The sequence below is a fragment of the Paenibacillus sp. FSL F4-0125 genome (assembly GCF_038008565.1).
Classification (GTDB): Bacteria; Bacillota; Bacilli; order Paenibacillales; family Paenibacillaceae; genus Paenibacillus_AQ.
The window spans coordinates 1,916,383-1,942,384 of sequence record NZ_JBBOZJ010000001.1; the positions used below are offsets into that span (position 1 = coordinate 1,916,383).

A 26,002-nucleotide genomic window follows, 5' to 3' on the forward strand; every position below is an offset into this window, starting at 1 on the left:
AAGCCTGTTTGGATCAACTACAAGGAGGGACTACAACACATGCAATCAAATCAAATGCAGGCATTAAGCGGAAAAGAACTGGAATATATTGCCGACTCCATTTCCAATGAGGATTTGCTCCTCAAGCAATGCGCGGCCACAGCTGCGACAACACAGAATGAGCAGGTTCGTCGAATTTGTATGGAGCACATGCAAAACCATACACAACACATGACTACACTTACTCAGTTAATCCAGCAACATCAGCAATATGCGCCTACAAGCCCACAATAAATGCATTATTAAATCTTAAGGAGGTTATTTTATGAACGCACAAAATTCAGCAGCATTTATGCCAGATGAGGATTTGATGAACACCATTTTGTGTGATTTGAAACGGACGGTCCGTGAATATGCGACCGCCGCTACAGAATCGGCATGTCCAGCGGTTCGTCGGGTGTTTAACGACATGACCATGAACACGCTTCGACTTCAGGGCGAGCTTTATACGCAGATGTCCCAACTGAATATGTATCCTGCACCTGCAAAAGCATTGCGCCAAGATGTAGACAAGCAGCTCCAAACTGCACAGCAATTGCAGCAAAAAGCCGGACAATTTGTTCAGCAAAAAACCGGACAAGCTGGATCCTTTGCTCACAATGCGAACGCGCATCTTCATTCGAATGGGCAACATCAACCGTCTCATTTAATGTAACCAAGTTGGTTATCGGATGAAGCATCCTGCCTCATCGCTTTAAGAATGACGCCTGTTTATACCGGAGGGATCCAGTATAAACAGGCGTTTTTTGTATATAAATCCATTTAGCTGATTAAACACAGTCTTCTATGCGGACATCATATGGGGTTATTTTGTTTGCAGAGATGCTCAATTCATGTCATATTAGTATTAAACTCTTTTCGCGGGGCGACGCATGAATAGCGCAACGTCATTTGCGAACTATCCGGAGGGAAGGCATGAAGGAAATGAACGAACTAAAGAGGAAAGTGCTGGAACTGCTTAAAGAGGACGCGAGAAGATCTACTGCACTCTTAGCTACGCTGCTTGGCGAGGAAGAAGAAGACGTAAAGACGGCGATTGGGCAATTAGAGAAGGACCATGTAATTGTTAAGTATGCAGCCGTTGTAAACTGGGATAAAGTCGATGACGAGAAAGTGACAGCGCTGATTGAGGTACAGATTACACCCGAACGGGGTCGCGGATTTGAAGGCATTGCCGAGAGAATCTACCTGTATCCACAAGTGAAATCCGTTTATCTGATGTCAGGTGCTTACGATCTTCTGGTAGAAGTTGAAGGCCGAAACTTACGTGAAGTGGCCAATTTTGTTTCCGAGAAGCTGTCTCCAATTGATTCAGTACTCTCAACTAAAACGAACTTTACCCTAAAAAAATACAAACAGGATGGGATCATCTTCGAGGAGCATGAGGAAGACAACCGTCTGATGATCTCTCCATAAAGGAAGTAATCATATGATCACGAATAAAACGCAGCTAACTGGAGAAGACAGCAAATCAATGAATTCTTATTTGGCCCCGCTAGTACAGCAGATTCAGCCTTCGGGTATTCGCAAGTTTTTTGATCTGGCAGCAGGCAGCAAGGATATCATATCACTTGGAGTCGGGGAGCCTGATTTTAAGACCCCTTGGCATGTCAGAGAAGCTTGTGTCTATTCGCTGGAAAGAGGGTTTACAGGTTATACATCCAATGCAGGTATGCCTGAACTGCGGGAGGGCATTGCGAATTATTTGCACACCCGTTTTGCAGTGGAATATGATCCTGCGAATCAAATTATAGCAACGGTCGGCGGAAGTGAGGCCATTGATCTGGCTTTGCGCGCTTTGATCACGCCAGGTGATGAAATTCTCATACCAGAGCCTTGCTATATTTCCTATTCGCCGATAACGGCTATTGGCGGGGGAATTCCTGTAGGCATTGAAACGACTGGAGAGAATAACTTTAAACTTACTGCGGAGAGTTTGGAAGCGAAAATTACTTCACGCTCTAAAGTTCTGATTCTGTGCTACCCGAGTAACCCAACGGGAAGTGTTATGACCCGAGAGGATTGGGAGCCGATCGCCAAGATTGTTGAGAAGCATGATCTTATTGTAATTTCAGACGAGATTTATGCAGAATTGACTTATGGAATTAATCATGTCAGCTTTGCTTCATTGCCAGGTATGATGGACCGTACGATTCTGGTCAGCGGCTTCTCCAAGGCTTTTGCCATGACTGGATGGAGAATGGGTTATGCTTGTGGTCACCCTGATTTAATCTCCGCTATGCTTAAGATTCACCAGTATACTGTGATGTGTGCTCCTTCTATGGGTCAGGTAGCTGCACTTGAGGCACTGACGAATGGGATGGAAGAAAAAGACCGAATGGTTGATTCGTATAACCAACGGCGGAGGCTGATTGTTAAAGGTCTGCGTGATGCCGGACTGGAGTGCCATGAACCACAGGGTGCATTTTATGCTTTTCCTAGCGTGCGCAAAACGGGACTGACTTCTGATCAATTTGCACAGCGTCTGTTGCTTGAATATAAGGTAGCAGCTGTACCTGGAAGTGTCTTTGGATTAGGTGGTGAAGGATACCTACGCTGCTCATATGCCACGTCAGTATCTCAACTGAATGAAGCGATAGAACGCATTGGTACATTTGTCACACAATTGGAACGAGAGAGAATGGAATAGAGAAAATTGGACTATAGCCTATCTCATAATCCTATGGTATTATTTTACTTTGAGAGTAATTAGCCCCTATAATAGAACTAACAAGGATGTATTTTACTCTGGAATTAAGCGTTGCTTTGAAGTTAATTTTTATACTTTGATGATATTTTGTGGCACGCGTTTAATAATACTTTTAGGCTTATGCTTCTAAAGCGAGTTTTGTACAAAGCTCTTACGAGAAGCAACGCTGTACAAACTTTTAGGAGGGATGATTGTGCTTAATGCCGATTATTACTTACCTTCCTATGGAGGGCAATGTTTTTCTGGAAGTGGGAAACTGTCCCCCAAGGGTGATGCATCTGCTCGCATACTCTCTCTGGAAGATGAAATTAGAATACTCCGTACCAAGATGGAGCAACTTTTTTTGCAGGAAAAATCATTCACTTCAGATAATGTGATTGAAATTAGCAGTTTACTGGATCTCAAGATAAATGAATACATGAAGGGGCGTCCAGTTGGAAAATAACGTCGCAACATGCTGATGAAGAGGACCTTAGGGTCCTCTTTTTGTTGTTTCTTTTAAGCTCACACATCGCAATATTGCAGACGGAATTGGAGAGAATATGTTTTAAAGTAGATTCCTACGGCGGATGAACGGGGTATTCCCACTATAGTTCCTAGCTGAGAGGTATGAAGGAGGCTTTTGTTATGATTGATTTGGAGTTGTTGATTGTGAATGCAAATGTGTTGACCTTAGATGGGGAAAATAAGAAGGCTGGATCTGTAGGTGTTACGAACGGAAGAATTACGGGGATTTGGTTAGAACAGAAGCCACCCTCAAGTGAGGTGAATATTACTGAAAGAACCCAGTGTATTGATCTACAGGGCGCGACCTTGCTTCCTGGATTTATAGATACTCATAATCACATGATCAGCGCTATTATGCTCAGACAATATCTGGATTGTAAAAGTCCGCCTAATCGTGATATTTCCGATATTCAGTTCCGTATCAAGCAAAAAGCTTTAAGTGTAGAGAAAGGAAACTGGATTGTGGGTTTTGGATATGACGATACTGCCTTATCAGAGATGAGACATCCTACCAAAAAAGAACTTGATGAAGCGGCGCCAGATCATCCAGTGATCATTTATCATATTTCCGGTCATTTGGGAGTTGCTAACTCTCTAGCTCTGGAACTGGCAGGTGTTGATGAGCAAACCCTTGATCCCGAAGGTGGAAGCTTTGGTAGGGACGAGGAGGGTCATCTTAATGGGGTTCTCTACGAAGGGACGGCGCAAGCGGTTGGTGCTTATGCTCCAGAGCCTAGTGAGCAGGAGCTTCTTTCGTTAATAAGTGAAGAGACGTTGTCTTATTTATCGCAGGGGATTACAACGAATACAGATGCGAAGATTGGAGTGACCAATGAGATAGATGATTTGGAATTGTGTTTCAAGGCCATTGCACAAGAGCGACTACCTATGCATATGAAATTGATGATCGCGAGTGATAGGCTTCGAGAAGGCAGCCAAATGGGTTCAATGACTGCGAATGAAGTGGATGCGTATATCCGCAAACGTTCAGGTGGCCGTGCTTCATTAGATAGTGCTAAAATGTTCCAGGATGGTTCTATTCAAGGATTAACCGGAGCGCTTCGTGAGCCGTATTTCAATAATCCGGATGTGTCAGGTAATCTCATCCATGCTCAGGAAGAATTAGACGCTGAAGTGAAAGACTTGCATGATAGAGGCTTTCGTATTGCGATTCATGGGAATGGAGACCGCGCAATAAGTTCGATTTTGGATGCCTTTGAGCAGGCAATTCTAGAAAATCCGCGTCCCGATCATCGTCACCGGATTGAGCATGCCCAGACAGCAACTACTGAAGATCTGATCCGAATGCATGACTTAGGTGTCGCAGCCTCTTTTTTTATCAATCATGTGTATTACTGGGGTGACCGTCATGAAAAGATTTTTCTAGGACCGGAGCGGGGGCGAAGAGTGAATCCCTTGGCAGAAGCGGCAAAGCATAACGTGTTATTTACGCTTCATTCAGATGATCCAGTAACCCCTATCTCCCCTTTGTTCTCAGTATGGGTAGCCGTAAATCGGTTAACTAGCGATGGAAAAATCCTCGGTCCGGAGCAGCGAATCGATGTAGTCACGGCTCTGCGGGCAATGACATCTTACGGGGCACAACTGATTTTTGAAGAAGATGAGGTAGGAACGATTGAGCTTGGCAAGCGAGCTGATTTTGCTATAGTAGCAGAAGATCCAACATCTGTTGATCCGCTTCACATTAAAGATATTTCTATTCTAGGTACGTTGATTGACGGGCGGATTGTCTATAATAATGGCCTTACGCTCTTTAAAAACAATTTGGTATAGATGTCGATTACTAACTATATTCTTCATTTGCCAATTTTATATAAGAAAGCTTAAACTAGCATTATGTGATTTGAAGAATGGATAGGAGGAACAAGCCTTGGTGATTTATACACGTACAGGTGACGCGGGTCAAACTTCAGTGATCGGCGGCCGGGTTGGTAAGGACGATGTCCGAGTTGAAGCCTACGGAACCATCGATGAACTGAATTGCTTTGTAGGGCAGGCGCGGAGCCTGATGGAGGACGATCAGTTTGACGATGTACGCGAGCAGCTGCTGGAAATCCAGCATGAACTATTCGATTGTGGAACCGATCTGGCTTTTATTAAGCTGGGTGAGGGTGGTCAATATATGGTAACAAGCGAGATGGCAAAACGGCTGGAGGGCTGGATTGATGATCTTCAAGCAGAGAATCCGCCGCTAGAAAAATTCATCCTCCCTGGGGGCAGTCCGCTAGCTTCGGTTCTACATGTGTGCCGCACGGTTTGCCGCCGGGCGGAGCGTCGGGCAGTTACACTAGGGCGAAATGCGGACATTAACCCGGAAGCGGTTATTTATTTGAACCGGTTATCGGATTATTTCTTTGCGCTGGCTAGAACGGCTAATACACGGGCAGGGATTACTGATGTAGAATATATCCGCAGTAAAAAGGTGTTCCGGGACTAATATGACAAGCTATTATTCACCTATTACTTACATCATACCGCCTGAAGAGGATGACTGGCTGTTGAAGACGATCCTGCATAAACGGATGGATGTCTCACGCAAATTGTTGTCGCGCCTTAAGCAAACAGAACAAGGGATTACATTAAACGGAGAACGTGTTTATATCAGCGTACGTGTTAAAGCAGGCGATATAGTACAGATTCGCATGGAAACAGAGACTTCGGATGATATTTTACCGCAACCGATTCCCTTTGAAATTCTATTTGAAGATGAGCATCTGCTTGTTGTAAACAAGGCTGCAGGGATTATTGTACATCCCACGCATGGACATTACACCGATACACTGGCTAATGGAGTAGTTCATTATTGGGCGCAAAAAAATGAACGGTTCCGCTTTCGACCTGTCCATCGTCTGGACCAGGAAACCTCCGGTGTGTTAGTCATCGCCAAGAATCCATATAGTCATCAGCATATTTCCGAGCAGATGATTGCCGGCACTGTGGACAAACGTTATGCTGCTTTTGTTCATGGCGTCCCTACCAAGCCTTTCGGTGATATTGACGGACCTATTGATCGTGATCCTGAGGAGCCGCATCGGCGTATCGTGACACCGGATGGATATCCTTCTCTGACTCGTTACGAAGTTAAATCTATATATACACAAGGATCAAAAGTTGAACTGAAGCTGGAGAGTGGGCGTACGCATCAGATTCGGGTTCATATGACCTCAATCGGCTGTCCTTTGATTGGTGACAGCATGTATCGACATGAGCTGTATAATCTACCGGATTTGACTCCAACTCAAAGCGAACAGTTGGAGTCCGTTGCAGCACTAGATGCATCCATACCGCGTCAAGCACTGCATGCGGTACGTCTAACGTTCAAGCACCCAGTGCTATTACAGGAAATGATCTTTGAAGCTCCTTTGCCGCCTGATATGGCGGCCTTGGAGGAGATACTGGAGCAAGGACCGATAGCGAATTTGAGGTAAGATTAATACTCAGGCTATGAAGTAATGAAGGGGAAGTCCGAACATTCCCCGTAGTTACGAATTATTAGCTGACAATTAAAGGAGAAAAACATGAGCAAACTAAAAGTATATCAATATCCTAAATGCAGCACCTGCCGCAGCGCGGTGAAATGGCTACAAGCTCAAGGTCATGAGCTGGAGCTTCAGCACATCGCAGAACAGCCACCTACAGTTGAAGAATTACGTGAATTGCTGGCTAATAGCGGTCTTGAACTGAAAAAGTTTTTTAATACAAGCGGTGAAGTCTATAAAGCATTAGGTCTTAAGGACAAAATGGCACAGCTTAGTGAGCAGGAGAAGCTAGAGCTGCTTGCTAGCCATGGTATGCTGAATAAACGTCCGATTGTCACCGATGGAGTTAAAGTTACAGTAGGATTTAAAGAAGATCAATATGCTGAAGCTTGGACCAATACCTCCAAGGCATAATCCCGTAATGGGATGTCCCCATTCTCGACCGTATGCTCCCTATGGAATAATTGTCTTTAATTAAACAACAAAAGACCATGATTCTCATTTTGAGAGCCATGGTCTTTTATGTTATTTTTAAAGGATATGAATAAGCTCCCATATGTGTAACTTTATGATCCCTTATCAGATCAGGTATTTTCTGATAGAATACTCTTTGTGCAATAGCTTGGACAAATGTGTAATATGAATAGAACGATTAAAGGAGAGGTTTATACATGAGAGCAGAAACAAAGGGCCGTGTAATGCTTGTAGATGGAATGGCTCTGCTGTTCCGGGCCTTTTATGCGACCTCTTATGGAGGATATATTCGCAAGACAAAAGCTGGATTACCGACGAATGCAGTGTATGGTTTTTTACAGTATTTTTTCGATGCGGTAAGTACATTTGAGCCTTCTCATGTCGTATGCTGCTGGGATATGGGCAAAGGAACGTTCCGCACCGAGAAATATGATGGGTACAAATCGAATCGGATTGAAGCGCCGTTAGAGCTGATTCCGCAGTTTGATCTCGTAAAAGATGTAGTAGCTGAGCTAGGCGTTCCGAATATTGGTCTTGCAGGCTATGAAGCGGATGATTGCATTGGTACACTATCTTCTTGTTACAGTGAAAATTCTGAGGTATATATTTTGACGGGCGACCATGATATGCTTCAGCTCATTGATGAGAACGTTAAGGTCGTAATTATGAAAAAGGGCCGCTCTAACTATAAAGTGTATGATCTTGCAGAGCTGCTGGAGGAAAAGGGGCTTACTCCTAGACAGGTGATTGACCTGAAGGGCTTCATGGGAGATACAAGTGACAACTATCCTGGAGTAAAAGGGATTGGTGAGAAGACTGCACTGAAGCTGCTGACCGAATACGGCACAGTTGAAGGTGTAATTGAGAATCTGCATCTGCTTCCTAAGGGTGTGCGTACCAAAATTGAAGCAGATTTGGATATGCTGCATTTATCGAGAGAGCTAGCTGAAATCCGTTGCGATGTACCGGTGGTCTGCGAGTTGACGGAAGCCTTGTGGCAGCTTCAACGGGAAACAGCCGCGCGCAAATTTCAGGAGCTAGAGTTCGGCAGCTTGATGCATTTGATTGCTGAGGTGCAGGACGAACGGGGAATTGTCCATTTTGAGTTAGGCGATTTGGGTTAAGGAAAGAAGAGTTCTCTTCTGATAAAAATGTGAATAAACATAATGGCAGGTCAAGGTTATATCCTTGGCCTGCTTTTTTATAGGTAATCATTTATCAAATATTGTAATAAAATGTCTTTGTTTATCGAAAATACATTTTAATGTTTCTTAATGAACATATTTGTTTAATTTTTCCTTATGTTAAATAGAAGGATGGAGGAATTATAGATCAAATATAGTAAATAAATTGGTTATTTATGCACTGTTGTAAAAATATTACTATGATAGCATAAAAGAATAAAATTGCAGTAGGTGATGAAGATGAAGGTTCTTTTGGTCACGCACAAATTTCAAAAAATAGTAGTCAACTACTTTAAGCGGACCATAGATATCGTAAATGACACAGATTTAACACTAAGTGAGGTACTGCATTATTTGGAGGATACTAATCCAATTGTAGACAGCATATTGATAACAGATGAGGCTTTGTCAGTGAAAACTGAGCAAAACAAGAATGACTTAAACGATCTTGTAAATTGGCTGATAGCTAATCGAAGGTTAGATGTAAAGATTTTGGTTGTCACGAGGAACTTCAAACAAGAGGCGGAGCTAGAGAGTGCGATCAATAAATACTCGAATCTCCAAATTAAGATTTGCGAATACATACGAATACCACCCGCTGTTTTCCGTGAGGCTGTGGAGTATTTATCCGACAGTAAAAGCAGTGTAGAAACCGCTAGAAACCTGGAGAATAAGGGGAATAAAAGCAGTACGGAGAAAAAAGGATCATTTCTGGATCGGTTTAAACCAAAACCTAAATCCCTAGCTGAATTTCAGGCTACGGATAATCTTACAAAAGAGCTGGATAAGGTTAGTCGAGGGATTAGCCGAATTGTTGCGATCACTGGCCACAGAGGTTGCGGAATAACGAGTACAACAATCAACGTGGCGAGTGAAGCTAGCAAACGGGGATTAAGTGTTTTGGTTCTAGATATGGATATCGAATATCGCAGCACCAACATGTACTTCAGCAGCTTTCACGAACGTTCTAAAAGGGATGAAGGGATTAACGCTTCATTAATTCGAACACTGGCTAGGCCGCAGGATTATATGACAACGGCTTTTCATGTGAAAGACAATCTTTGGATGGCAGGGCTTGGCTACAGCTTCACTGATCCGAGGCTGATAGAGCAATTTTATAATAGTTCGAAGCTAGTCGGTCTTGTATCCTTACTGAGAAATAAGTTCAATTTAATATTATTGGATATGCCACTTCATTTATTGGAAAAATTTAGTGGTGTAATGATTCATATTGATAGCTTTGGTATGTGCATCCCTAATAATCTCTACTCTGTTTTGAGTACATTAAAGAACGTTGAAGGTACCCTTGATAAGGAGAAAGCGGCTTATTTGAATGCGAAATCAAAGATAATTGTTACCAAATACAATGATAGATCACGGTTTCAAGGAGATATATTCACACCGGACAGAGTAAGCGAGATTATGGCATCGGGTTTACTAGAAAGTTTTACATATGAAATGAAAGTAGCAGGTTATGTCTCGTATAACAATGATTTTGATTCGCAAATCGAAAGTGACGTACCGCTTGTATACACGGGCACAGACCATGAGAGGACCTACGGAAACATACTTCTACGATTACTGGAGGGAGTAAGTTAAATGGATTTGAGCGGGATTAAGAGTAAGACTCCGAACAGACATATGTTCAAACGAGTCGCAGCATTGCTCTTTAGCATATTGATCATTGTAATCTCTTATATGGTTATGACAAAGGCTAGTAAGGATGCCAATGATGTCGTTGAAGTGTTGCGAGTGAAATCGAATGAGGGCATTCCTGCCTTCGTTGTGATCTCAGACAATACGGTTGAGAAATACCAGATCATCAAAAAAGAATACACAGAAGATATGCTGTTATCTGAGGATTTGGATTCTGTAAAGGGAAAGCTTACCGCCTATTATATTCGAGGAAACAGCGTACTTTATAAAGATCAATTAATCGATGAGAAACCTAAACAAAATGAATGGCTGTATCAGGTTAACGAAGAGAATGAGGTGTTGACACTCCCATACAATTTCCTTGAGGTAGGGGGCGATATCCTGATGCCTGGTGACCGCGTTCGTATCCGGGTTTCTTATGAGGTTGACGAGAAAAGTGCAGTGGGTAGCAACCCTAATACTATTTATTCAGAGTCAACTAATACGATCAAAAAGACAGAAGTGTTGTTCGATAGCATTATCGTAAAGGATATGCTCAACTCTAGTAGTCATTCCATTTATGAGGTTTATAAAGAGGTTCAAAAGCTGAATTCACAGAAGAAACAGGATGTTATGAAAAGTAAAGATTTTCTGAAGAACATTCAACCTAAAGCTTTGCTTCTGGAAGGAACCAGCGAACAAATTAATAACTATGCCAAGTATAAAGGGTTAAACGGGAATTCATTTTTAATTACCATTCTGAGCAGAAAAGATAGTGATGTCATCATTGATCAATTACCCACGTTGGAGAATGAGGTGGAATCGTGGATAGGCGAAGAGGATTAGGGCTCGATAGTATTTTTCAGAAAATATCATCCAAAGATCTTGTCGGTGCAGAGCTTCAAGAGAACAACCTAATTTATAGTGTAGTTGGCTTTATTCCCGCTTGCGATGGTGTTGATAATGCGATGCTTATCAGTAACTTAGCTTATCTTATTTCACAAAAGGGGTTGAATACCTGTGTAGTTGATTTGAAAGTATTCTATCCGAACATATATCAATTTCTGGATGTGCCTACACAGAAGAAGGGGAATGGTCTAATCAAGGTTTTGAAAAGCGATAAGGTGGATTTCAGGGATGAATTACAGCAGACCAAATACGATAAACTGTTTCTTTTAACTCCAAGCCCGCAAGACTTAATGGAAGAATACTTTGATTTTGAGTTTGAGAATATAGAGCGCGTCATTACTACACTTAAGCAAATGTTTGATATCGTACTGATTGATATTCCCAACAATCCACCGCTCGAATTCTGTCTCGGAGCCATGAAATATTGCCATATCGGCTTTTTTACAGCAACAGAGCGAATGGAAGCCACAATCAATATGGTAAAGCTGCTGGACTACGCCAAATCAGTGGGAGTCAGTACAGCGAAATTTACTAGTATAGTCCTTATGAATTTTCAGAATATTGAATTTGATTATAAGGTAATGAAGGATATGGGCTTTAATATCGTGACCGTATTACCGCTAGTGAAGGATGCGGTGGTTCGTGCACATGAGGGAAGGCTGTACATAAAGGATAACCCCCTAATCAACAAATATTTCAAAAAAGAGATTCAAAAACTGGCGGATCAGTTGGCGGATCAGTAAAGGGGAGAGTAAATTGCTGACACGCGGGAAAATAAGTGATATGCAGCAAAAAGTGCTACATCAGGTGGGTCCCAAGGAAAGTATGGAGGAATTGACCAATAAGTATACGACGATCAGCTTTGAAGAGGCTTTGGAATTGTGCCAAAAGTATATTACCAAAATAACCACACATGCTTACAGGCGCGAGAATGACCCTGCCCGTAAACGTGAAATGACGAAGGCATATATCAATGAATTTGTAGATGCTCAGAAACCATCTGTCGAAGGATATCATGATTTAACCCAGTTGAAGCACGCGCTTACGAATGAAATCACGCATTATGGTCCGATTACCAAAGCGATGGACGATCCATCCATTGATGAGATTAGAGCGAATGGTCCAGATCAAATCTTTGTGGAAAGCGGCGGCAGAAGCATACAGTGGGATCAGCATTTCACAGATCGTGATCATATGGAAAGAATCATCTCCAAACTTATTGGCGTGTCTAAGGTACGTTTAATCCCTAAAATCCCCATGGTTAATGCCAGAACGATTGAAGGGTATCGGGTAAATGCAACGCATGCAGATATATCCCCTTACGATCAGCCTGCTTTTGTAATTCGAAAGTTCAGTAAGAAAAGCATTGTTCCGAAAATGCTGATCGAGAATAAATCATTCTCTTCTAACATGTATAAATTGTTGTCTTTGATCCCAAAGTCAGACTTATCGTGGATCACGGTGGGACCTACAGGAAGTGGGAAAACAACACTTAATGAAATTTTGGTTAAGGAGATCAATCCTCTTTCCAGAATTATAACGATCGAGAATCCTTCAGAGATGCGATTGATTCAACGAGAAGACGGTAGTGAACACGGTAGAGTATTGAATGACGTCCTGCAATATGAATCTGTGCCTGATGATGATGATTCAAGCCCGGCGACGATGGAGAATTTGCTTATTAACGCTATGAGGCAGTCACCACACTGGATAGGGCCAGGGGAACTACGGACACCCGGTGAATTCGCAACGGCACTTCGAGCAGCCCAAACAGGTCATTATTTTTTCTCTACACTCCATGCTGAAGGAGATAAGGAAGCGATATATCGGTTTTTGACCGCGTATCTTATGGCATCTAGCGAACCTGCGGAACTTGCACTTCGAAATATATGCAGTGCGGTAAAATTCGTGATTTTCCAAGAGAAGCTAGCGGATGGCACCCGTAAGGTTACCTCCATATCGGAAGTTCTGGGGTCGGAAGATCTGAATCCGCTGATTAATCAAATTTACAGGTTCGATTGTGATGATGTTATTGAAGAGATGGTGGATGGCAAGAAGGTCGTCAAGATTGTTGGAAAACATTTGCGGGTAGGAAAAATATCCGAGAAGGTGCAGCAGCTTATGCTGAAGGCCGGAATAAAGAAGAGCAGATTTGAATTTTTTACGAAGGATCCTACGGAGGATGAAACAGAGGTGTACGAATTCGATGAATACAACTTTAATCATTAGTCTTCTTTTGGGAACGGCAGGATTTGTGCTTATTAATGCTATTTTTGAAGTGAGATTCTTCCAAGGCTCATTAAGATATATTCTCGATGTCATTGATACCCTCGCAGAGTATTTAGGCAAATACAATACGAAGCGATATGTGGACCGTATCAAGAAAGAGAGAATCGTCAGGCAGAAGGAGAATATTTATGCGAAATACAATCGCTTAGTAGAAGGGCTAATTCTTGATTTTAATATGCCTTTTACATTAGAAAGCTTTACCTCTATGCTCTGCATTTGTTTCGCTATTATAGCGCTGCTTGTCGTTCTTGTTATGGAGAGTATTACGCTTTCGGTTGTAATCACCATTTCGATCTTTGTAGGATTGCTTACTTTTTTTGTGATGCAGTCTAGAGCCATACAGGCGGAACGACTTGAGAATATTATGGATGCCGAGGATATCATTTGCCCGTTAGCCCGGGAAGGTGTCCTTGTAGCCATCAAAAAAGTAATGGAGAACGATGAATATATCAGCGCTAATCTTAGGCCGTATTTCCAGCAGTTTATAGATAATTGTGATAATAACGGTTACTCCTTTCGGCAAGCAATTACGCTATTGAACAGACAGCTTGGACCTAAATTTGATAATTTCACCAAAAAAGCAGTCGTCTTTGAATACAACGAAAGAAGAGGAATGGCAGATATTTTTCTCGATATCGTGGATGAAAACGCGGTGCTTCGTGAAATCAACACCAAAAAGGAACGAATCTTCAGAAAAATGAATCGCGACTTTATGTTTAAAACTGGAATTATTGTGCTGTTTTTCTTATATGCATTGACGGTGAAGGATTTCAGACAATTCATGCTAATGAGCAATGCCGGGAAATTGATTAATACGCTGTTAATTAGTGTGATCTGCTTGAGTTTTGCACGAAGTCAGGTGCTTCAAGGGAGCGTGGGTACCGGAGGTAGGCGCAAATGATATTTCTGATGAAGCTCATCGCTATGTTGTCCATTCTTTACTTGATAAAAGTCCTCTTGTATCCCTTCTTTAAGCCTGTAAGCAGAAAACAGAAAAAACGTGCACGTCAATACATAAAACAGCGTAAAAATGCCATTTTCCAAGAAAAATTCAATCAATATAAACGAAGAATTGCTAGGAAATATGTCAAAGGCCTGCTGGGAAGTGCTGAAAGGCTAAGATTCAAAAAAATAATAGACAGATTAGACCTTCAAAAAACACCTGAGGAAATACGTACTGAGCAATATATGTTCACGCTGGGTGCGATCCTAGTTACTCTATTTTTTCTAAAGGTAAATATTCTGCTAGGCTGCGCTTCTGCCATCTTCATCATGCTGGGCTGGTTGTATCCGGTCGTGGAGCTTGAAAAGGTCATTGAGAAGAAGAATAAAAATATCTCATTGGATTTCCCGGCTTTTTACAGCATGGTTTATTACCAGTATGTAAAGTCGGTCAATATACATTTTGCCGATGTACTCAAGGATTATATCCCAAATGCGAATCCGGATATTGCGGAAGAGCTTGGCGTAATGCTGGACAACATCGATTATGGAGAAGAGTTTGCCTTTAAACAGTTGAAGAAACGTATCCCGATGCACTACATCATCAAATTCTGCGACATTATGGAAACCAGACTAAAGGGGTATGACAATGTGTCTCAGATGGCTTATCTCAAGAATGAATTGGATGGTTTCAGAATCAGGGCACTGGAAGAGGAACTTGAGAGCAGGGAGCGCAGCAGTGCAAGAATTCAGTTAGTACTTATTATTGTTCTGGCTATTTACATCGTTATCTATTATTTGTTTACCATTTTGAGTTCTATGAAGCTGTTTCAATAATTCGAAATTATTTCTAGGGAGAGATTAGGATGAAAGAGACTATGGAAAAATTCAAGGGGTTTTGGGCTGATGAAAAAGGGGAAGTGGGCATTAAGCAAATTGCGATGACAGTCGGTGTTATTATTCTGATTGGAGTTGTAGTTACTTCTTTGAGCAGCGGGAGTACTCTAGCTGATTGGGTTGGAGATGTTTGGGATGCTGTTTTTGGTAAAATAAAGGATGTTTTTGATCTCCCAGAGTCATGAGATGCAAAGTATAGCAAAAGCAATCCTAATCACTATTGTCACAACGGCAATGATTCTGGTGTTTATGAATCTGGCGTTCTTCTTCCCATGGTACTTGACGCTAGTTGTTGAAACCTATAATGTCTCACAGATCGTAGCTGGTGATAATTATTTGAAGAATTCTGATTATGAGGATGCACTGGATAGATTGCAGAAACGTCCGATTTTCCGGGACAAGGCAGATGATATTAAAATTACAGTTCTGAATGAAGACAAAGAGGATGCCCGTGGGGGAGATGATGCAACTGATTATTATGAGATGCCGGAAGCAGATAAACCTTACCGACAGAGAGGGAAGTCTCTTCAAGTAGAGATCAAAGCGGTATATCCTTTTTCAATCACCCTCTGGGGGAAGCCAGTGGAGCGTGAGATGCCTGTCAGATTCTCCATGACGACCACGGGTCTGAAGCATTATAAAGATCTAGACTACTATTAGAATTGATAGGGATGACTGACGGTGAAGAATATTGCTATAGGAATAATGTTGGTTATTTTTCTTTCGGTTATTATTGAGCCTTTGGTAGAAATGGCCCTTGTGTTTAAAGAAAATGTAGTACTAAGCACAGCGATTAATAACGCATGTAGGGTGGCAAAGGATCGAAGTCTGGAGTATGAGTCGCTACGCGGATTAGATGCGGAAATAGATGAAGAGAAGTTCAAAGAATATTTCTCGGATGCCTTCGAGAGTGCCATGGACTTAACATTACTGACCAGTGACGGCGATACACTTGAATTTAAATCGAATGACAGCAAATACAACGATTTTCAGGTCACTTTAAATTTCTCCTCGGTTACCAATTACGAAACAGAACAACTGGTGACGAAAGTAGAAATCAAGGCCGAATCCACTTATAAATTTAAAACAGAATATTTAAAGCTGGCCGAAGCAGCGGGGGAAGATGTCGATTATAAGCTGATCAGTGAAAGAACATACCTTCTCTCCGTCAAGAATTAATGAAAGGAACAATCGGAATGGACTATATCATGGTAACTTTGCAGACCGGTATTGCTCAAAGGATAGACCTGAAGGTTCCGGTGTTTGTGACTATAGAGGAACTATTGGTTATGTTCGCTTCTTCACTTCACGTAAAGATGAACGGTGATGTTAGACTTCAGGCAGAACCGCTCGGGAGAATTCTGAATAATAGCAAGACTTTGGATCAAGAAGGTGTAGCCCATGGCGCACTGCTCACACTCATCTGAGAAGGAGCGATGAAATGAATGGCAACCTGTTAAGCGGTGGATTAGTCATGAAAGCTGGAGAATCACTGCTTATTACGGATATCAAGAACTATACAGGCACTTACTTCGTTGATTTGGATCATCCTCATGCAGCGCCAACTCACTATGAAGGGCTGTTCTGGTTCATGAACGAAGCCGGCAACTTCCTTTATTACAGTGATCAGTTAAAGGGAAATGCACTCTGTAAGCTGGATATCGAACAACAGAAGGAAGAACTATTACTTGATAAACCCTGTTATCAGCTGCTGCGTCACGAAGATTGCTTGTATTACATTCATGAGGAAGATCATCGATTGTACTGCTATACAACTAACGGTAAACGTAATACAAGGCTGATTGATGAGCATGTAGATAGCTTTCTTATGTATGAAGGTTTACTTTATTGTGCAACGCCACGGGGAATCATCCGAAGTACTGAGTCCGGAGGGCAGAGCGAATCGATAAGCGGCATGGTAACGACTGGGCTGATTATGGTTGGAGACATTCTCGCATGTGCGGACAAGAAGAATAGGCATTGCTTGACGCTACTCGATCTTAAAACTAACGACACAACAGTTATGAATGGTATAGATGTCGCTAGTATCAGCACAGATGGCAGATACATTTATTGTGCTAACCGGCTAAACGGTAACAGTATTTATCGAATAGACCCAGTGCATGGGGGAAGTATTCGGATATGTGGAATGAGCGCTGATTATTTGCATGTTCTGGAGAATGATCTTTATTTTTGCAACGGTCGTGATTGGCATCGACTCTCTCTATTTGGGGGAGAAGCCGAGACAATAACCTACACAGGAAGGTACAGCCATGAGTGATGAATTCAGCCGTCAGCCCCGTTTCCTGCCGGATATGCCTAGGGGAGAAATTGATGTTCCTAATCCACCCATGATTAACGAGAAGCCAGAAATCTCTTGGTTTGGAATATTACTCCCACCTATCGTGATGTTGATTATTACCGTATTAATTGCAATGACTTCACAGTCCATCTATTTACTGATCTCAGTTGCGACTACCGTGATGACTCTAATCGGCTCTCTTACAGGGGCGACAACGCAGATCAGAAAATATAAACGGAAAAAGAAAGAACGAGAAGAGAAATACCTTCAGTTTATTACCGATGTGCGCAGTGAATTATCAATCGCTCGCGAACAGCAGGTAAAAGCCATGAATGAAATGAGCCCGGAGCCGGCGGAATGTGTGCAGAGAATTTTGCGTAGAGATAACAAGCTGTGGGAAAAAACACCGTCTCATAATGATTTTTTGGCTCTGCGAATCGGGGTAGGCAGTGCACCGCTCGAGCTGCAGATCAAATACACCAAACAGGCGGTTATTCTTGAAACGGACCCGCTCTTGATGGAGCCGCAAAGATTGGCTATGGAATTCGATAAGGTCTCGAACGTTCCCATAACGGTTAATCTAGTGAGCTCTGAAATATGCGGGATTGCCGGGGAAAGTAATAAGACAGCCGACCTTATAAAGCTAATGCTGCTACAGCTAGTGACTCATCATGGTTATGACGATGTCAGGATTATTGTTCTTGCCGCAGAGGATGAGCTGGATAAATGGGATTGGCTAAAATTTGTACCCCACCTATGGGATGACGGTTTCAATATCAGATTTCTTTTATGTGGTAAAGCCATTGCTCATCAGACTTTGTCCGAGATTTATGGCGCTTTGAAGGAAAGAGAGATGAGGCCTTTGGGCGGTGGGGTTTTGCCGCATTATCTCTTTATTGTTGAAGATGCTTCCTTGCTCGAGAGTGAGCTAATCAGTAAATATTTATACAACGGCAGTGCAAAGCTTGGAGTATCAACCCTTTTTATCGCCATGAATTCCGCTTATTTGCCCATGAACTGTAAAACCGTTATTCATTTAAATGGAAAAAGCGGTGAAATGGCCAATCGATTAACCGGAGAGAAAATTGTGTTTACACCGGACCAGGCAGACATTAAAGACTTGGATCTGGTGGCGAGAAAGCTTGCGCCGCTACGGATTAAGAATGCAAGCGCTAACTTCTCGTTACCGTCCTCCATCACACTGATGGAAATGCTGAAGAACGAAAAGGTATCTGAAGTAAATGTGATGTTGAACTGGACCCGTAACAAAACTTATATGGGTATGAGCGTACCTATAGGGATAAGGGCTGGTGGAGAAGCTTTACATCTGGATATGCATGAGACTGGGTTCGGACCCCATGGTCTAGTAGCCGGGACCACAGGCTCTGGAAAAAGTGAATTACTGCAAAGTATCATCGTATCCCAAGCGATTCATTACCACCCCCATGATATTGCTTTTGTACTCATCGATTACAAAGGGGGAGGCATGGCAGATGTATTCAAGGGAATGCCTCATCTAGTCGGTACCATTACGAATCTGGATGGGAATCAAACGACGAGAGCTCTGCTATCTATCAAAAGTGAGCTCATGCGGAGGCAACGTGTCTTCTCGGAATATGGCGTGAACAATATTGATAAATACCAAAAATTATTTTATAGCAAAAATGTAAAAGGTGACATGCCAGCCATCCCTCATCTGATTATGATTGCGGATGAGTTCGCGGAGCTTAAGCAGGATCAACCGGATTTCATGAAAGAGCTTGTAAGTACGGCCCGGGTAGGTCGAAGCCTTGGTGTTCATTTGATCCTTGCCACACAGAAGCCTGCCGGCGTAGTAGATGACCAGATATGGAGTAACTCGAAATTTAAAATATGTCTTAAAGTGCAGGATGAAGCTGACAGTAGGGATGTTATTAAGCGTCCTGATGCGGCCATGATTAAGGAACCGGGACGGGCCTATATACAAGTAGGGAATGATGAGATCTTTGAGTTGTTCCAGTCCGCTTATTCCGGTGCTGATTATGATCCAAAAGGCGAACTGCAGAAACAGGAGAACAAGCCAAAACGAATTTATAAGATAGCCCTGAATGGTAGAAGCGAGCAGATCTTCCCACTGGAGGAAGAGAAAATTGCCAAAAACGAGTCGGCCTCCCAGTTGCATGCCATGGTTGAATACATTACAGAGACCGCCAAGCAATATGGGATTTCTCCCATGAAGGGGCCTTGGCTACCGCCGCTGCCTGAAGTAGTCTACCTTGATTCATTGCTTACGAATAGCTTTGCGGAGGGTAGATGGACGAAGCAGCAGAAGCTGCTCAGCGTGCCCGTGGGGATCATGGATGATCCAAGAGGACAGAGACAGGAAGCGCTGGAGATAGATTTTGCATCTGAAGGCAATCTGTTTGTCTATGGAAGCCCGGGTACGGGTAAAACCGTGTTCCTCAAAACGTTATGTATTTCCATGGCCCTGATGTATCCGCCGGATGAGGTCAATATCTATATTATGGATTTTGGGGGGAGCTCGCTTAAAGCTACGGAGAAACTCCCTCATGTCGGCGGGGTAATGACACTGGAGCAAGAAGATAAGATTGATCAATTTATACGTTTTGTGTTCAGGGTTATGGAGGAACGAAGAACGTTGTTTGAAAATACGGACAGTGAAGGATTCAGCGATTACCGTAGAAGTGGTCGGAAATTGCCATCATTTGTAGTCATGGTCGACAACTATTTCGCTTTATCGGAGACCTACGAAGATTTTGATGCACAAATGGTGCTGCTGGCTCGTGAAGGCTTTAAATACGGTATTTATATGGTCGCCACAGCAACCAACAGTGCATTGGTCAGATATAAATTTTCGGTCAACTTCAAGATGGCGATTAGCTTCCAGATGACCGAGAAGAGTGAATATGATGGTATTGTGGGACGAACGGAAGGGTTGGAGCCAGCAAAGGTTCCAGGCAGAGGGCTAGTACGAGGCAAACCGCCTTTGGAATTTCAGACATCGCTTCCTGAATATCAACATACCGCTACAGAGCTTATCTTGGAGAGAATGGAGGCCTTGCATCTAAGCGGTGCCACTCCAATTCCAGTGATGCCTTCTAGAATTGACCTGTGGCAGCTCAATAATGATACAGAGCAACTGGCTGTAGGCTTGGCTAACAATGATTTACAACCCGTCTTTATAGATCTTCTTGCTACGCCGGTACTGATGGTAGCTGGAGAAGCGATGTCAGGCAAAAGCACTTTGCTAGTCTCGTGGATGAAGATGCTGAGTGATAAACAGGATCTTGAGGTGTATGCGTTGGATTCCTCCGCTATGGGAATTTACGAGCTGATGCAGCAGCCATACGTAACGGATCTATCGAATGTGGATGATCTGGATGATTTCATTGAAGGGATAAAGGAACAACTGGAAACCAGACGCAGTGAGCTTCTCTCTTGCAGAATGTCCGGTGGTGACGTTGGTACATTGATGAAGCAGTGGAAGCAGATGATCTTCGTCATTGATCGTCTAAGTGAATTTACAAGCGGAGACATGTATATGCTGCAAGAGCTGATTGAGCGAGTTGTGAAGCAAGAACGCGGTATGAAGGTGGCTGTTCTAGCGGCAGATAACACAAGTGATCTTACCTCTAATTGGGATTCCTTGGGCAAGACGATAAGGGAAGAACAGGCCGGGATCTTGCTAGGTAGAATTAAAGAACAAAATCTGTTCAATGTGTCCTTACCTTATGGAACCCAAGAGAAGGATGGGGAGCAAGGCGATGGCTATCTCATTGTGAAGAATAAATACACCGGATTAAGATGCGCTGTATGGAGTAAGGAGAATCAAGTTACTGCAGGTATAGGAGTCTAGGATGGAGGTGCAGCAAGTGTCAGTTAGTCCATCAGAAATCAGGGGAAACGCTTCACAGATCCATAGTTTAACTAATGAAGTGAACAGTGCTTCAAAAAAGCTGCAAAGTGTTTATACACAATCAGCCAGCTATTGGACCGGTACAGCTTCTAAGGCATTTCAAAGTGAATACAACGAGTTGGATCATGAGATTAAGACCTTGCTCAGAACGCTGGATAGGCTCGAAAGTGGAGTCCAAAGAGTGGCTTCAGAAGTGACCCGTGCCGAACAAGAGAGAGAAGAAAAGCGAAGGCTGGCAGAGAAAGCGGCGCAAGAGGCGCTGAAGCAAAAGCAATTGGAAAAACAAAGGCAAAGCCAAAAGTAGTGACAGGGTGTTGAGGTAGAGCTGCTTTGAAAGGAGGTGAATAATGTGGCGGGAAACAATCTTACATTTAATCCAGATCAGGCACTTGGTGTAGCTAAGTCAATCAAGACTAAAGCAAGCAATGCAGATACACTTATCAAACAATTGCAAACTGAAATCCATGCCGTTAGCGGTTGGTGGCAAGGAGAATCACAGACTGCTTTTGTACAACAATTCGACGGACTTATGCCTAGTTTTAAAGAGCTGGTTCTCTGTGTAGAGAATATCAGCAAGAACCTAACACAAATTGCTAACATCAAGCAACAAGCTGAGCAAGAAATGGCAAGTAAACTGCGCGGAAAATAATGCGGGTTGTACATAACAAGGCAGATCTTTGAATCATCTGCCTTGTTAGTATGATTTTAAGGAATGATGAAGTGATTTTTATTTGGGGGGGATCTGAAAATGAAGCTGACCGAACAACAATACATAACACTGGCAACCGTTCTAGAAGCAGCAGATGGTCTCGAACTAACAGATAAATTGGCTTTTGCAGGTGCAACAGCCTATGCCTATAAAGATGAGCATAACGATAGATTAATTATCTTTACATATAAAGGCGCGGATTGGCTCGCTGATCTTCAGTCTCTGTTAAGCGGCCAAAGCAGTATGCCGGAGGAAGCTTCAAGATTTGTACTGAAGAACAAAGGAGAGGGGAATTGCCAAGTTACAGGTTATTCCATGGGCGGAGCTTTAGCCCTTTATGCAGCATCGGTTAATGAGGGGATCGGTGGTGTAGTATTCGATGCTCCGGGAATCGCAAACCTTTTGACCATGGAGCAAAGTGGGAAGGTTCAGGTTAAGAATATTGTGGCCTATAACAGTCTTGTATCTGCATTAGGTAAACATAACGAAGAGATTGTATTTGCTAGATCGGGTATAGAAGGAACGGATTTCTTAATTCCTGATTCTCTTTGGCAGCGGTATACCTTTGATTCCCAGGGGAATGTGATTACAGGTGAAAAAGGGAATGCCTATGCTATGTTGTCCAGGATTAATACCTTAACGGAAGAGCATACGCCTGTTTTTGATGCTGTTATGAGTGGATTTGGGGATACCGTCGGACTAACCGAACGTGCATCAGATCATTTGGGGTATGTGATCTTTACCTTAATAGATCAACTGGATGTTGGAAAAGTACGAGGTGCACTGACTGAAATTGCTCACAAATATGAGCGAATGGTGGATGAAAAGTTCAGTGTGTGGAGAACCGAAATGAATAATATTCCGGAATCCTTTCTCTTTGACGATATTCATGCGAAGTTCGAGCAATTATCTGAGGCAGCCATGCTTGAGGCAGCGGAAGCGGCGGAGGAGTTTAATGAAATTACACAGGCTGTCTTATCCATTCTTCTGATTTGCAGTCCGATAGGGGATCAACTGATAGATCATATTGAGGAGTGGCTCGATAAATTGACGGACGCCATCATGGAACGTATGGAGAAGCTATCTAACCAAATGACAGGACACCTCGATAAGGTGGTTGAAACTTACATGAATCAAATGTTCAAATTCCCGGAATTGAAGCTGGATTTTGAATTCTAGCATGAACTGGATCGTCATCACAAAGGAGCGAAGCTGCATGAACAAGATTTGTACAAGGAAGGTGTTGACTCTGATGTTGTTAGTATCAATGTTTAGCTTTATGGGTTGTGGATCTGAGTCCAAAGATGAGAAAGCGGCAAAGAAAATTTTGAGCTCCTTACATGAAAAGTATGGAGAGGAATTTGTCCTTGACGGTATAGGCGGCGGCTGGGGAACGATGAACAACAATACGTTGAAGGCGATGGTTTATCCGAAAAAAGATGAAACGCTAAGATTTCCTGTTGAAATTACGAAGGATCTGAAAAAGGTCTATGACAAGTACTTAAACCAAGTAGTTGCCAGAAATGAGGAACCACACATTCAAGAAATGGCTGCTAGTATTTGGCCTGACAGTAAGGTTATCGTCGCCAACGAAACAGGTCTGGTTTATCCCGAACATAGCGATACCAAGATATCCTATGAGCAATTTCTGAAGTTATATCCAACGAATACGCAGGTTGTAACAGTATATTTAAATTGTGATAACTATATGGATAATAAAGGAAACACGGATCGGGATAAAGAAATTGAAGCCCAGTTAGCATTTGTGAAAAGGCTAGAGGAAAACAAATATGTCAGTAGTCTAATTACTATAGCTTACCTCACTCCTGAAGCTCATAGTCGCTTGGATGACATCAAAAAGACAGAATCAGATGTGGATCTTTATTATAGTGATGAAACGAAGAAAACAGGAATAGTTAACATTGTAACGATGGTTGGTTACAGTTTAGGGGCAGATGGGGAGATTGAAGAATCCCGAGAAGAAATAGAAGAGTATTATGAAATATGGAAAGAGAAAAGAATGGAAAGCTTTAAACAAAGAGGGGGATTGTAATGGCTGATCCTGATATTCTTTCAGAGATTGAGTTAAAGCAAATCTCCCAGATTGTTTATTTAGATATATTAGATAATAAAGACCTTGGGAAAATATATACACGTAAGAACGACAAAATCACTCTGGGTGAAGTTCTCGGTTTCTACTCTACACCCGAAGGTCAGCGGCAATTAAAAGAGCGCTTTCCCAACGATCTTAACGGAGTTAAAGAATACGACCAGTGGATTGTTCTCATAGAGCAGATGAATAAACCTCCATATAAGAATTGGGAGATTTCCAATATCGTCTCTCATAATAAAAAAGAGGAATCAGGCTTTGTTGCATTTACAGTGGATACCCTTAACGGAGAAAAGGTAGCTGCGTTCCGGGGTAGTGAACCTATGGAAAACCCACTTTACCGCAATGACTGGAAAAATAACGGGACAACGGCGTATTCCATTGAAGCTATGCAGCAAACGGAAGCGAGAGAGTATATGAAAAGCTTTAAGACCGACGGAAGTTATGATTTATATTTGACCGGGCATTCGCTAGGAGGCAACCTGGCTTTATATTCTTCCTTTATTCTGTCGGAGGATCTGCGTAAACACCTCATTTCGGCTTCAACCTTTAATGCTCCGGGATTTAATGGAGATGTACTAGACAAGTTCAAATCGAATATTGATGAAATGAATGAAAAAGGGCAAATCAAAGAGTTCAGGAATAAATATGACATCGTACCGGCCTTATTCCTAAATCCCTCGGCAGGTATTTATATAGATACTGAATCTGAACGGGATGACGTACTGGCTCATCACTCCTTATTCTCACTGAAGACCAATGGAAACAACACCTTTCTACTTTCGGATTCCCAGACACGGGGTTTAGTTCCTAACCTCGTGCATAATATTACGGTTGGTTTGGAGGTCATCCCTGATTTTCTGAAGGAGAGTTTGGTTGAAGGGGTGTTCAAAGTACTGGATGGGGAAGTGGATTTACGGCCATTAGCGATTGCAGGAATAACGGTAGTTGGAGTATTACTGGCGACTGTTGGGCCTGTTGCAGTTGTTACTGCGGCGATTACTACAGCGTTAGCTGTACTCGTTGGTACTATAAAAGCATTGATTGCGCTTTATATAATCGGTTTTGTCATTGACAGTGTCATTCCCTGGATTAAGCAAAAGGTGGAAGACATCAAGGAGAGAGTGGTTTCCTTTTATAATCAAAGTGTTGAATTTGTAACGAATATGGTTACAGAAGCTGTCCGAGTCACTAATCTAATCGGTGAAAGAATTGCGGAGTTTTCACAAAAGGTAAAACAAGCAGTCTCTGATGTTATGACGAAAATGAAAGATGGCTTCAACCGGTTTGTGGATAACACTATTCAATATGTAAAAGCTCAGAAGGAATATTGGATCGGTGTAAAAGACAAAGCGATGAAGAAAATGGGAGATATATTCCAAAGTGTAAAAGCTAAAATCAAGAAAACCAAGGATGAATTTATCGCTGGTGCCCGTGCCATTAAAGATTCAGCAATCAGCAAAGTTAAATCGACCATAACAAAAACTATAACGAAAATTGCAGTTGCATCCGCCAGTGTCATTCAAGGAGCCAAGATTTTGGCGAATATGGATAAACTGGAGAGTCTGCAGAAAAGCCTGGTGCGTAAGGAGGAGAGCATTGCTGAAATCGTCGAAAGGATATTGTCTATAGCTTCTGGAGTAAGTTCTAATGTGGGCAGAGCTTATAGTGAATCTTATGTGCAAGCCCAATTAAGAGAGTTGCAGCGTATAAGCAATGAAGTTAGGACACAAAAAAATCGTGTAACAACAGCAATTCATAGCAAAACCGCAGGCCTAAAATACACGATAACAAAATATCGAGACATCGAATCCAAGATTGTTGCGGCTGCCCGTGCAAGTACTACTACAATGCGCCTGAACTAAGCAATAGGCAACTA

General features: G+C 42.4%; 27 protein-coding genes. All 27 read left to right on the plus strand.

Features of this window, described 5'->3' with window-relative positions; all coding sequences use genetic code 11:
* Positions 1-39 precede the first annotated feature (39 nt).
* Complete coding sequence (locus tag NST74_RS08365; RefSeq protein WP_042125585.1) at positions 40-273, plus strand: hypothetical protein; 234 nt, start codon at positions 40-42, stop codon at positions 271-273.
* Between the two features lie 31 nt (positions 274-304).
* Positions 305-694 (plus strand): spore coat protein, encoded by a 390-nt coding sequence (locus NST74_RS08370; RefSeq protein ID WP_042125587.1) that lies wholly within the window; start codon positions 305-307, stop codon positions 692-694.
* 260 nt (positions 695-954) lie between these two features.
* Positions 955-1,455, plus strand: a complete 501-nt coding sequence (locus NST74_RS08375; RefSeq protein WP_042125589.1) for an Lrp/AsnC family transcriptional regulator — start codon at positions 955-957, stop codon at positions 1,453-1,455.
* 13 nt (positions 1,456-1,468) lie between these two features.
* Positions 1,469-2,689, plus strand: a complete 1,221-nt coding sequence (locus NST74_RS08380) for an aminotransferase class I/II-fold pyridoxal phosphate-dependent enzyme (RefSeq protein ID WP_341111454.1) — start codon at positions 1,469-1,471, stop codon at positions 2,687-2,689.
* 316 nt (positions 2,690-3,005) lie between these two features.
* Positions 3,006-3,194 carry an aspartyl-phosphate phosphatase Spo0E family protein gene (locus tag NST74_RS08385; RefSeq protein WP_076120863.1) on the plus strand — a complete coding sequence of 63 codons (189 nt, stop codon included), beginning with the start codon at positions 3,006-3,008 and terminating at the stop codon, positions 3,192-3,194.
* A 182-nt stretch (positions 3,195-3,376) separates the two neighbouring features.
* A complete protein-coding gene (locus NST74_RS08390; protein WP_341111455.1) occupies positions 3,377-5,050 on the plus strand; it encodes an amidohydrolase in 1,674 nt (557 codons plus the stop codon).
* A gap of 97 nt (positions 5,051-5,147) precedes the next feature.
* The gene (locus NST74_RS08395) at positions 5,148-5,714 is read left to right on the plus strand and encodes a cob(I)yrinic acid a,c-diamide adenosyltransferase (RefSeq protein WP_042125597.1); all 567 of its coding nucleotides are present in this window, start codon (positions 5,148-5,150) and stop codon (positions 5,712-5,714) included.
* Position 5,715: 1 nt separating this feature from the next.
* Positions 5,716-6,705 carry an RluA family pseudouridine synthase gene (locus NST74_RS08400; protein WP_341111457.1) on the plus strand — a complete coding sequence of 330 codons (990 nt, stop codon included), beginning with the start codon at positions 5,716-5,718 and terminating at the stop codon, positions 6,703-6,705.
* Positions 6,706-6,795: 90 nt separating this feature from the next.
* Positions 6,796-7,170, plus strand: coding sequence for an arsenate reductase family protein (locus tag NST74_RS08405; protein WP_042125601.1), 375 nt, complete (start codon positions 6,796-6,798; stop codon positions 7,168-7,170).
* A gap of 257 nt (positions 7,171-7,427) precedes the next feature.
* On the plus strand, positions 7,428-8,354 hold the full coding sequence (locus NST74_RS08410) for a 5'-3' exonuclease (RefSeq protein ID WP_341111459.1): 927 nt from the start codon (positions 7,428-7,430) through the stop codon (positions 8,352-8,354).
* Between the two features lie 300 nt (positions 8,355-8,654).
* Complete coding sequence (locus NST74_RS08415; protein ID WP_341111460.1) at positions 8,655-10,013, plus strand: hypothetical protein; 1,359 nt, start codon at positions 8,655-8,657, stop codon at positions 10,011-10,013.
* Positions 10,014-10,895 (plus strand): hypothetical protein, encoded by an 882-nt coding sequence (locus NST74_RS08420; protein WP_341111462.1) that lies wholly within the window; start codon positions 10,014-10,016, stop codon positions 10,893-10,895.
* On the plus strand, positions 10,874-11,701 hold the full coding sequence (locus NST74_RS08425) for a hypothetical protein (protein WP_341111463.1): 828 nt from the start codon (positions 10,874-10,876) through the stop codon (positions 11,699-11,701). The genes NST74_RS08420 and NST74_RS08425 overlap by 22 nt, the downstream gene beginning before the upstream one ends.
* A 13-nt stretch (positions 11,702-11,714) precedes the next feature.
* Entirely contained in the window at positions 11,715-13,187 is a 1,473-nt protein-coding gene (locus NST74_RS08430; protein WP_341111464.1) for a CpaF family protein, read from the plus strand.
* The gene (locus tag NST74_RS08435) at positions 13,165-14,148 is read left to right on the plus strand and encodes a hypothetical protein (protein ID WP_042125613.1); all 984 of its coding nucleotides are present in this window, start codon (positions 13,165-13,167) and stop codon (positions 14,146-14,148) included. The genes NST74_RS08430 and NST74_RS08435 overlap by 23 nt, the downstream gene beginning before the upstream one ends.
* The gene (locus NST74_RS08440; RefSeq protein WP_042125615.1) at positions 14,145-15,026 is read left to right on the plus strand and encodes a hypothetical protein; all 882 of its coding nucleotides are present in this window, start codon (positions 14,145-14,147) and stop codon (positions 15,024-15,026) included. Before NST74_RS08435 ends, NST74_RS08440 begins: the two co-directional genes overlap by 4 nt.
* A 29-nt stretch (positions 15,027-15,055) precedes the next feature.
* Complete coding sequence (locus tag NST74_RS08445) at positions 15,056-15,271, plus strand: hypothetical protein (RefSeq protein WP_076119201.1); 216 nt, start codon at positions 15,056-15,058, stop codon at positions 15,269-15,271.
* Position 15,272: 1 nt separating this feature from the next.
* Complete coding sequence (locus NST74_RS08450) at positions 15,273-15,746, plus strand: hypothetical protein (RefSeq protein WP_042125619.1); 474 nt, start codon at positions 15,273-15,275, stop codon at positions 15,744-15,746.
* Between the two features lie 45 nt (positions 15,747-15,791).
* Positions 15,792-16,265 carry a hypothetical protein gene (locus tag NST74_RS08455; protein ID WP_341111469.1) on the plus strand — a complete coding sequence of 158 codons (474 nt, stop codon included), beginning with the start codon at positions 15,792-15,794 and terminating at the stop codon, positions 16,263-16,265.
* Positions 16,265-16,513 (plus strand): EsaB/YukD family protein, encoded by a 249-nt coding sequence (locus NST74_RS08460; RefSeq protein WP_341111471.1) that lies wholly within the window; start codon positions 16,265-16,267, stop codon positions 16,511-16,513. Before NST74_RS08455 ends, NST74_RS08460 begins: the two co-directional genes overlap by 1 nt.
* A 14-nt stretch (positions 16,514-16,527) precedes the next feature.
* Complete coding sequence (locus NST74_RS08465) at positions 16,528-17,367, plus strand: DUF5050 domain-containing protein (RefSeq protein WP_341111473.1); 840 nt, start codon at positions 16,528-16,530, stop codon at positions 17,365-17,367.
* Positions 17,360-21,244, plus strand: coding sequence for a type VII secretion protein EssC (gene essC, locus NST74_RS08470; protein WP_341111475.1), 3,885 nt, complete (start codon positions 17,360-17,362; stop codon positions 21,242-21,244). The genes NST74_RS08465 and essC overlap by 8 nt, the downstream gene beginning before the upstream one ends.
* Before the next feature lie 16 nt (positions 21,245-21,260).
* Complete coding sequence (locus NST74_RS08475) at positions 21,261-21,608, plus strand: WXG100 family type VII secretion target (RefSeq protein ID WP_341111477.1); 348 nt, start codon at positions 21,261-21,263, stop codon at positions 21,606-21,608.
* 45 nt (positions 21,609-21,653) lie between these two features.
* Entirely contained in the window at positions 21,654-21,953 is a 300-nt protein-coding gene (locus NST74_RS08480; protein WP_042125627.1) for a WXG100 family type VII secretion target, read from the plus strand.
* Positions 21,954-22,052: 99 nt separating this feature from the next.
* Entirely contained in the window at positions 22,053-23,192 is a 1,140-nt protein-coding gene (locus NST74_RS08485) for an Mbeg1-like protein (RefSeq protein WP_341111480.1), read from the plus strand.
* 37 nt (positions 23,193-23,229) lie between these two features.
* Positions 23,230-24,066: a hypothetical protein gene (locus tag NST74_RS08490; protein ID WP_341111481.1), complete on the plus strand. Its 837-nt coding sequence runs from the start codon at positions 23,230-23,232 to the stop codon at positions 24,064-24,066.
* Positions 24,066-25,988, plus strand: a complete 1,923-nt coding sequence (locus tag NST74_RS08495; protein WP_341111482.1) for an Mbeg1-like protein — start codon at positions 24,066-24,068, stop codon at positions 25,986-25,988. The genes NST74_RS08490 and NST74_RS08495 overlap by 1 nt, the downstream gene beginning before the upstream one ends.
* Positions 25,989-26,002: the final 14 nt, after the last annotated feature.

Coding starts and splice junctions, on each gene's coding strand:
- NST74_RS08365 (WP_042125585.1), top strand. CDS start 40: ATGCAATCAAATCAAATGCAGGCATTAAGCGGAAAAGAACTGGAATAT.
- NST74_RS08370 (WP_042125587.1), top strand. CDS start 305: ATGAACGCACAAAATTCAGCAGCATTTATGCCAGATGAGGATTTGATG.
- NST74_RS08375 (WP_042125589.1), top strand. CDS start 955: ATGAAGGAAATGAACGAACTAAAGAGGAAAGTGCTGGAACTGCTTAAA.
- NST74_RS08380 (WP_341111454.1), top strand. CDS start 1,469: ATGATCACGAATAAAACGCAGCTAACTGGAGAAGACAGCAAATCAATG.
- NST74_RS08390 (WP_341111455.1), top strand. CDS start 3,377: ATGATTGATTTGGAGTTGTTGATTGTGAATGCAAATGTGTTGACCTTA.
- NST74_RS08400 (WP_341111457.1), top strand. CDS start 5,716: ATGACAAGCTATTATTCACCTATTACTTACATCATACCGCCTGAAGAG.
- NST74_RS08405 (WP_042125601.1), top strand. CDS start 6,796: ATGAGCAAACTAAAAGTATATCAATATCCTAAATGCAGCACCTGCCGC.
- NST74_RS08410 (WP_341111459.1), top strand. CDS start 7,428: ATGAGAGCAGAAACAAAGGGCCGTGTAATGCTTGTAGATGGAATGGCT.
- NST74_RS08415 (WP_341111460.1), top strand. CDS start 8,655: ATGAAGGTTCTTTTGGTCACGCACAAATTTCAAAAAATAGTAGTCAAC.
- NST74_RS08420 (WP_341111462.1), top strand. CDS start 10,014: ATGGATTTGAGCGGGATTAAGAGTAAGACTCCGAACAGACATATGTTC.
- NST74_RS08435 (WP_042125613.1), top strand. CDS start 13,165: ATGAATACAACTTTAATCATTAGTCTTCTTTTGGGAACGGCAGGATTT.
- NST74_RS08440 (WP_042125615.1), top strand. CDS start 14,145: ATGATATTTCTGATGAAGCTCATCGCTATGTTGTCCATTCTTTACTTG.
- NST74_RS08445 (WP_076119201.1), top strand. CDS start 15,056: ATGAAAGAGACTATGGAAAAATTCAAGGGGTTTTGGGCTGATGAAAAA.
- NST74_RS08450 (WP_042125619.1), top strand. CDS start 15,273: ATGCAAAGTATAGCAAAAGCAATCCTAATCACTATTGTCACAACGGCA.
- NST74_RS08455 (WP_341111469.1), top strand. CDS start 15,792: ATGTTGGTTATTTTTCTTTCGGTTATTATTGAGCCTTTGGTAGAAATG.
- NST74_RS08460 (WP_341111471.1), top strand. CDS start 16,265: ATGAAAGGAACAATCGGAATGGACTATATCATGGTAACTTTGCAGACC.
- NST74_RS08465 (WP_341111473.1), top strand. CDS start 16,528: ATGAATGGCAACCTGTTAAGCGGTGGATTAGTCATGAAAGCTGGAGAA.
- essC (WP_341111475.1), top strand. CDS start 17,360: ATGAGTGATGAATTCAGCCGTCAGCCCCGTTTCCTGCCGGATATGCCT.
- NST74_RS08485 (WP_341111480.1), top strand. CDS start 22,053: ATGAAGCTGACCGAACAACAATACATAACACTGGCAACCGTTCTAGAA.
- NST74_RS08490 (WP_341111481.1), top strand. CDS start 23,230: ATGAACAAGATTTGTACAAGGAAGGTGTTGACTCTGATGTTGTTAGTA.
- NST74_RS08495 (WP_341111482.1), top strand. CDS start 24,066: ATGGCTGATCCTGATATTCTTTCAGAGATTGAGTTAAAGCAAATCTCC.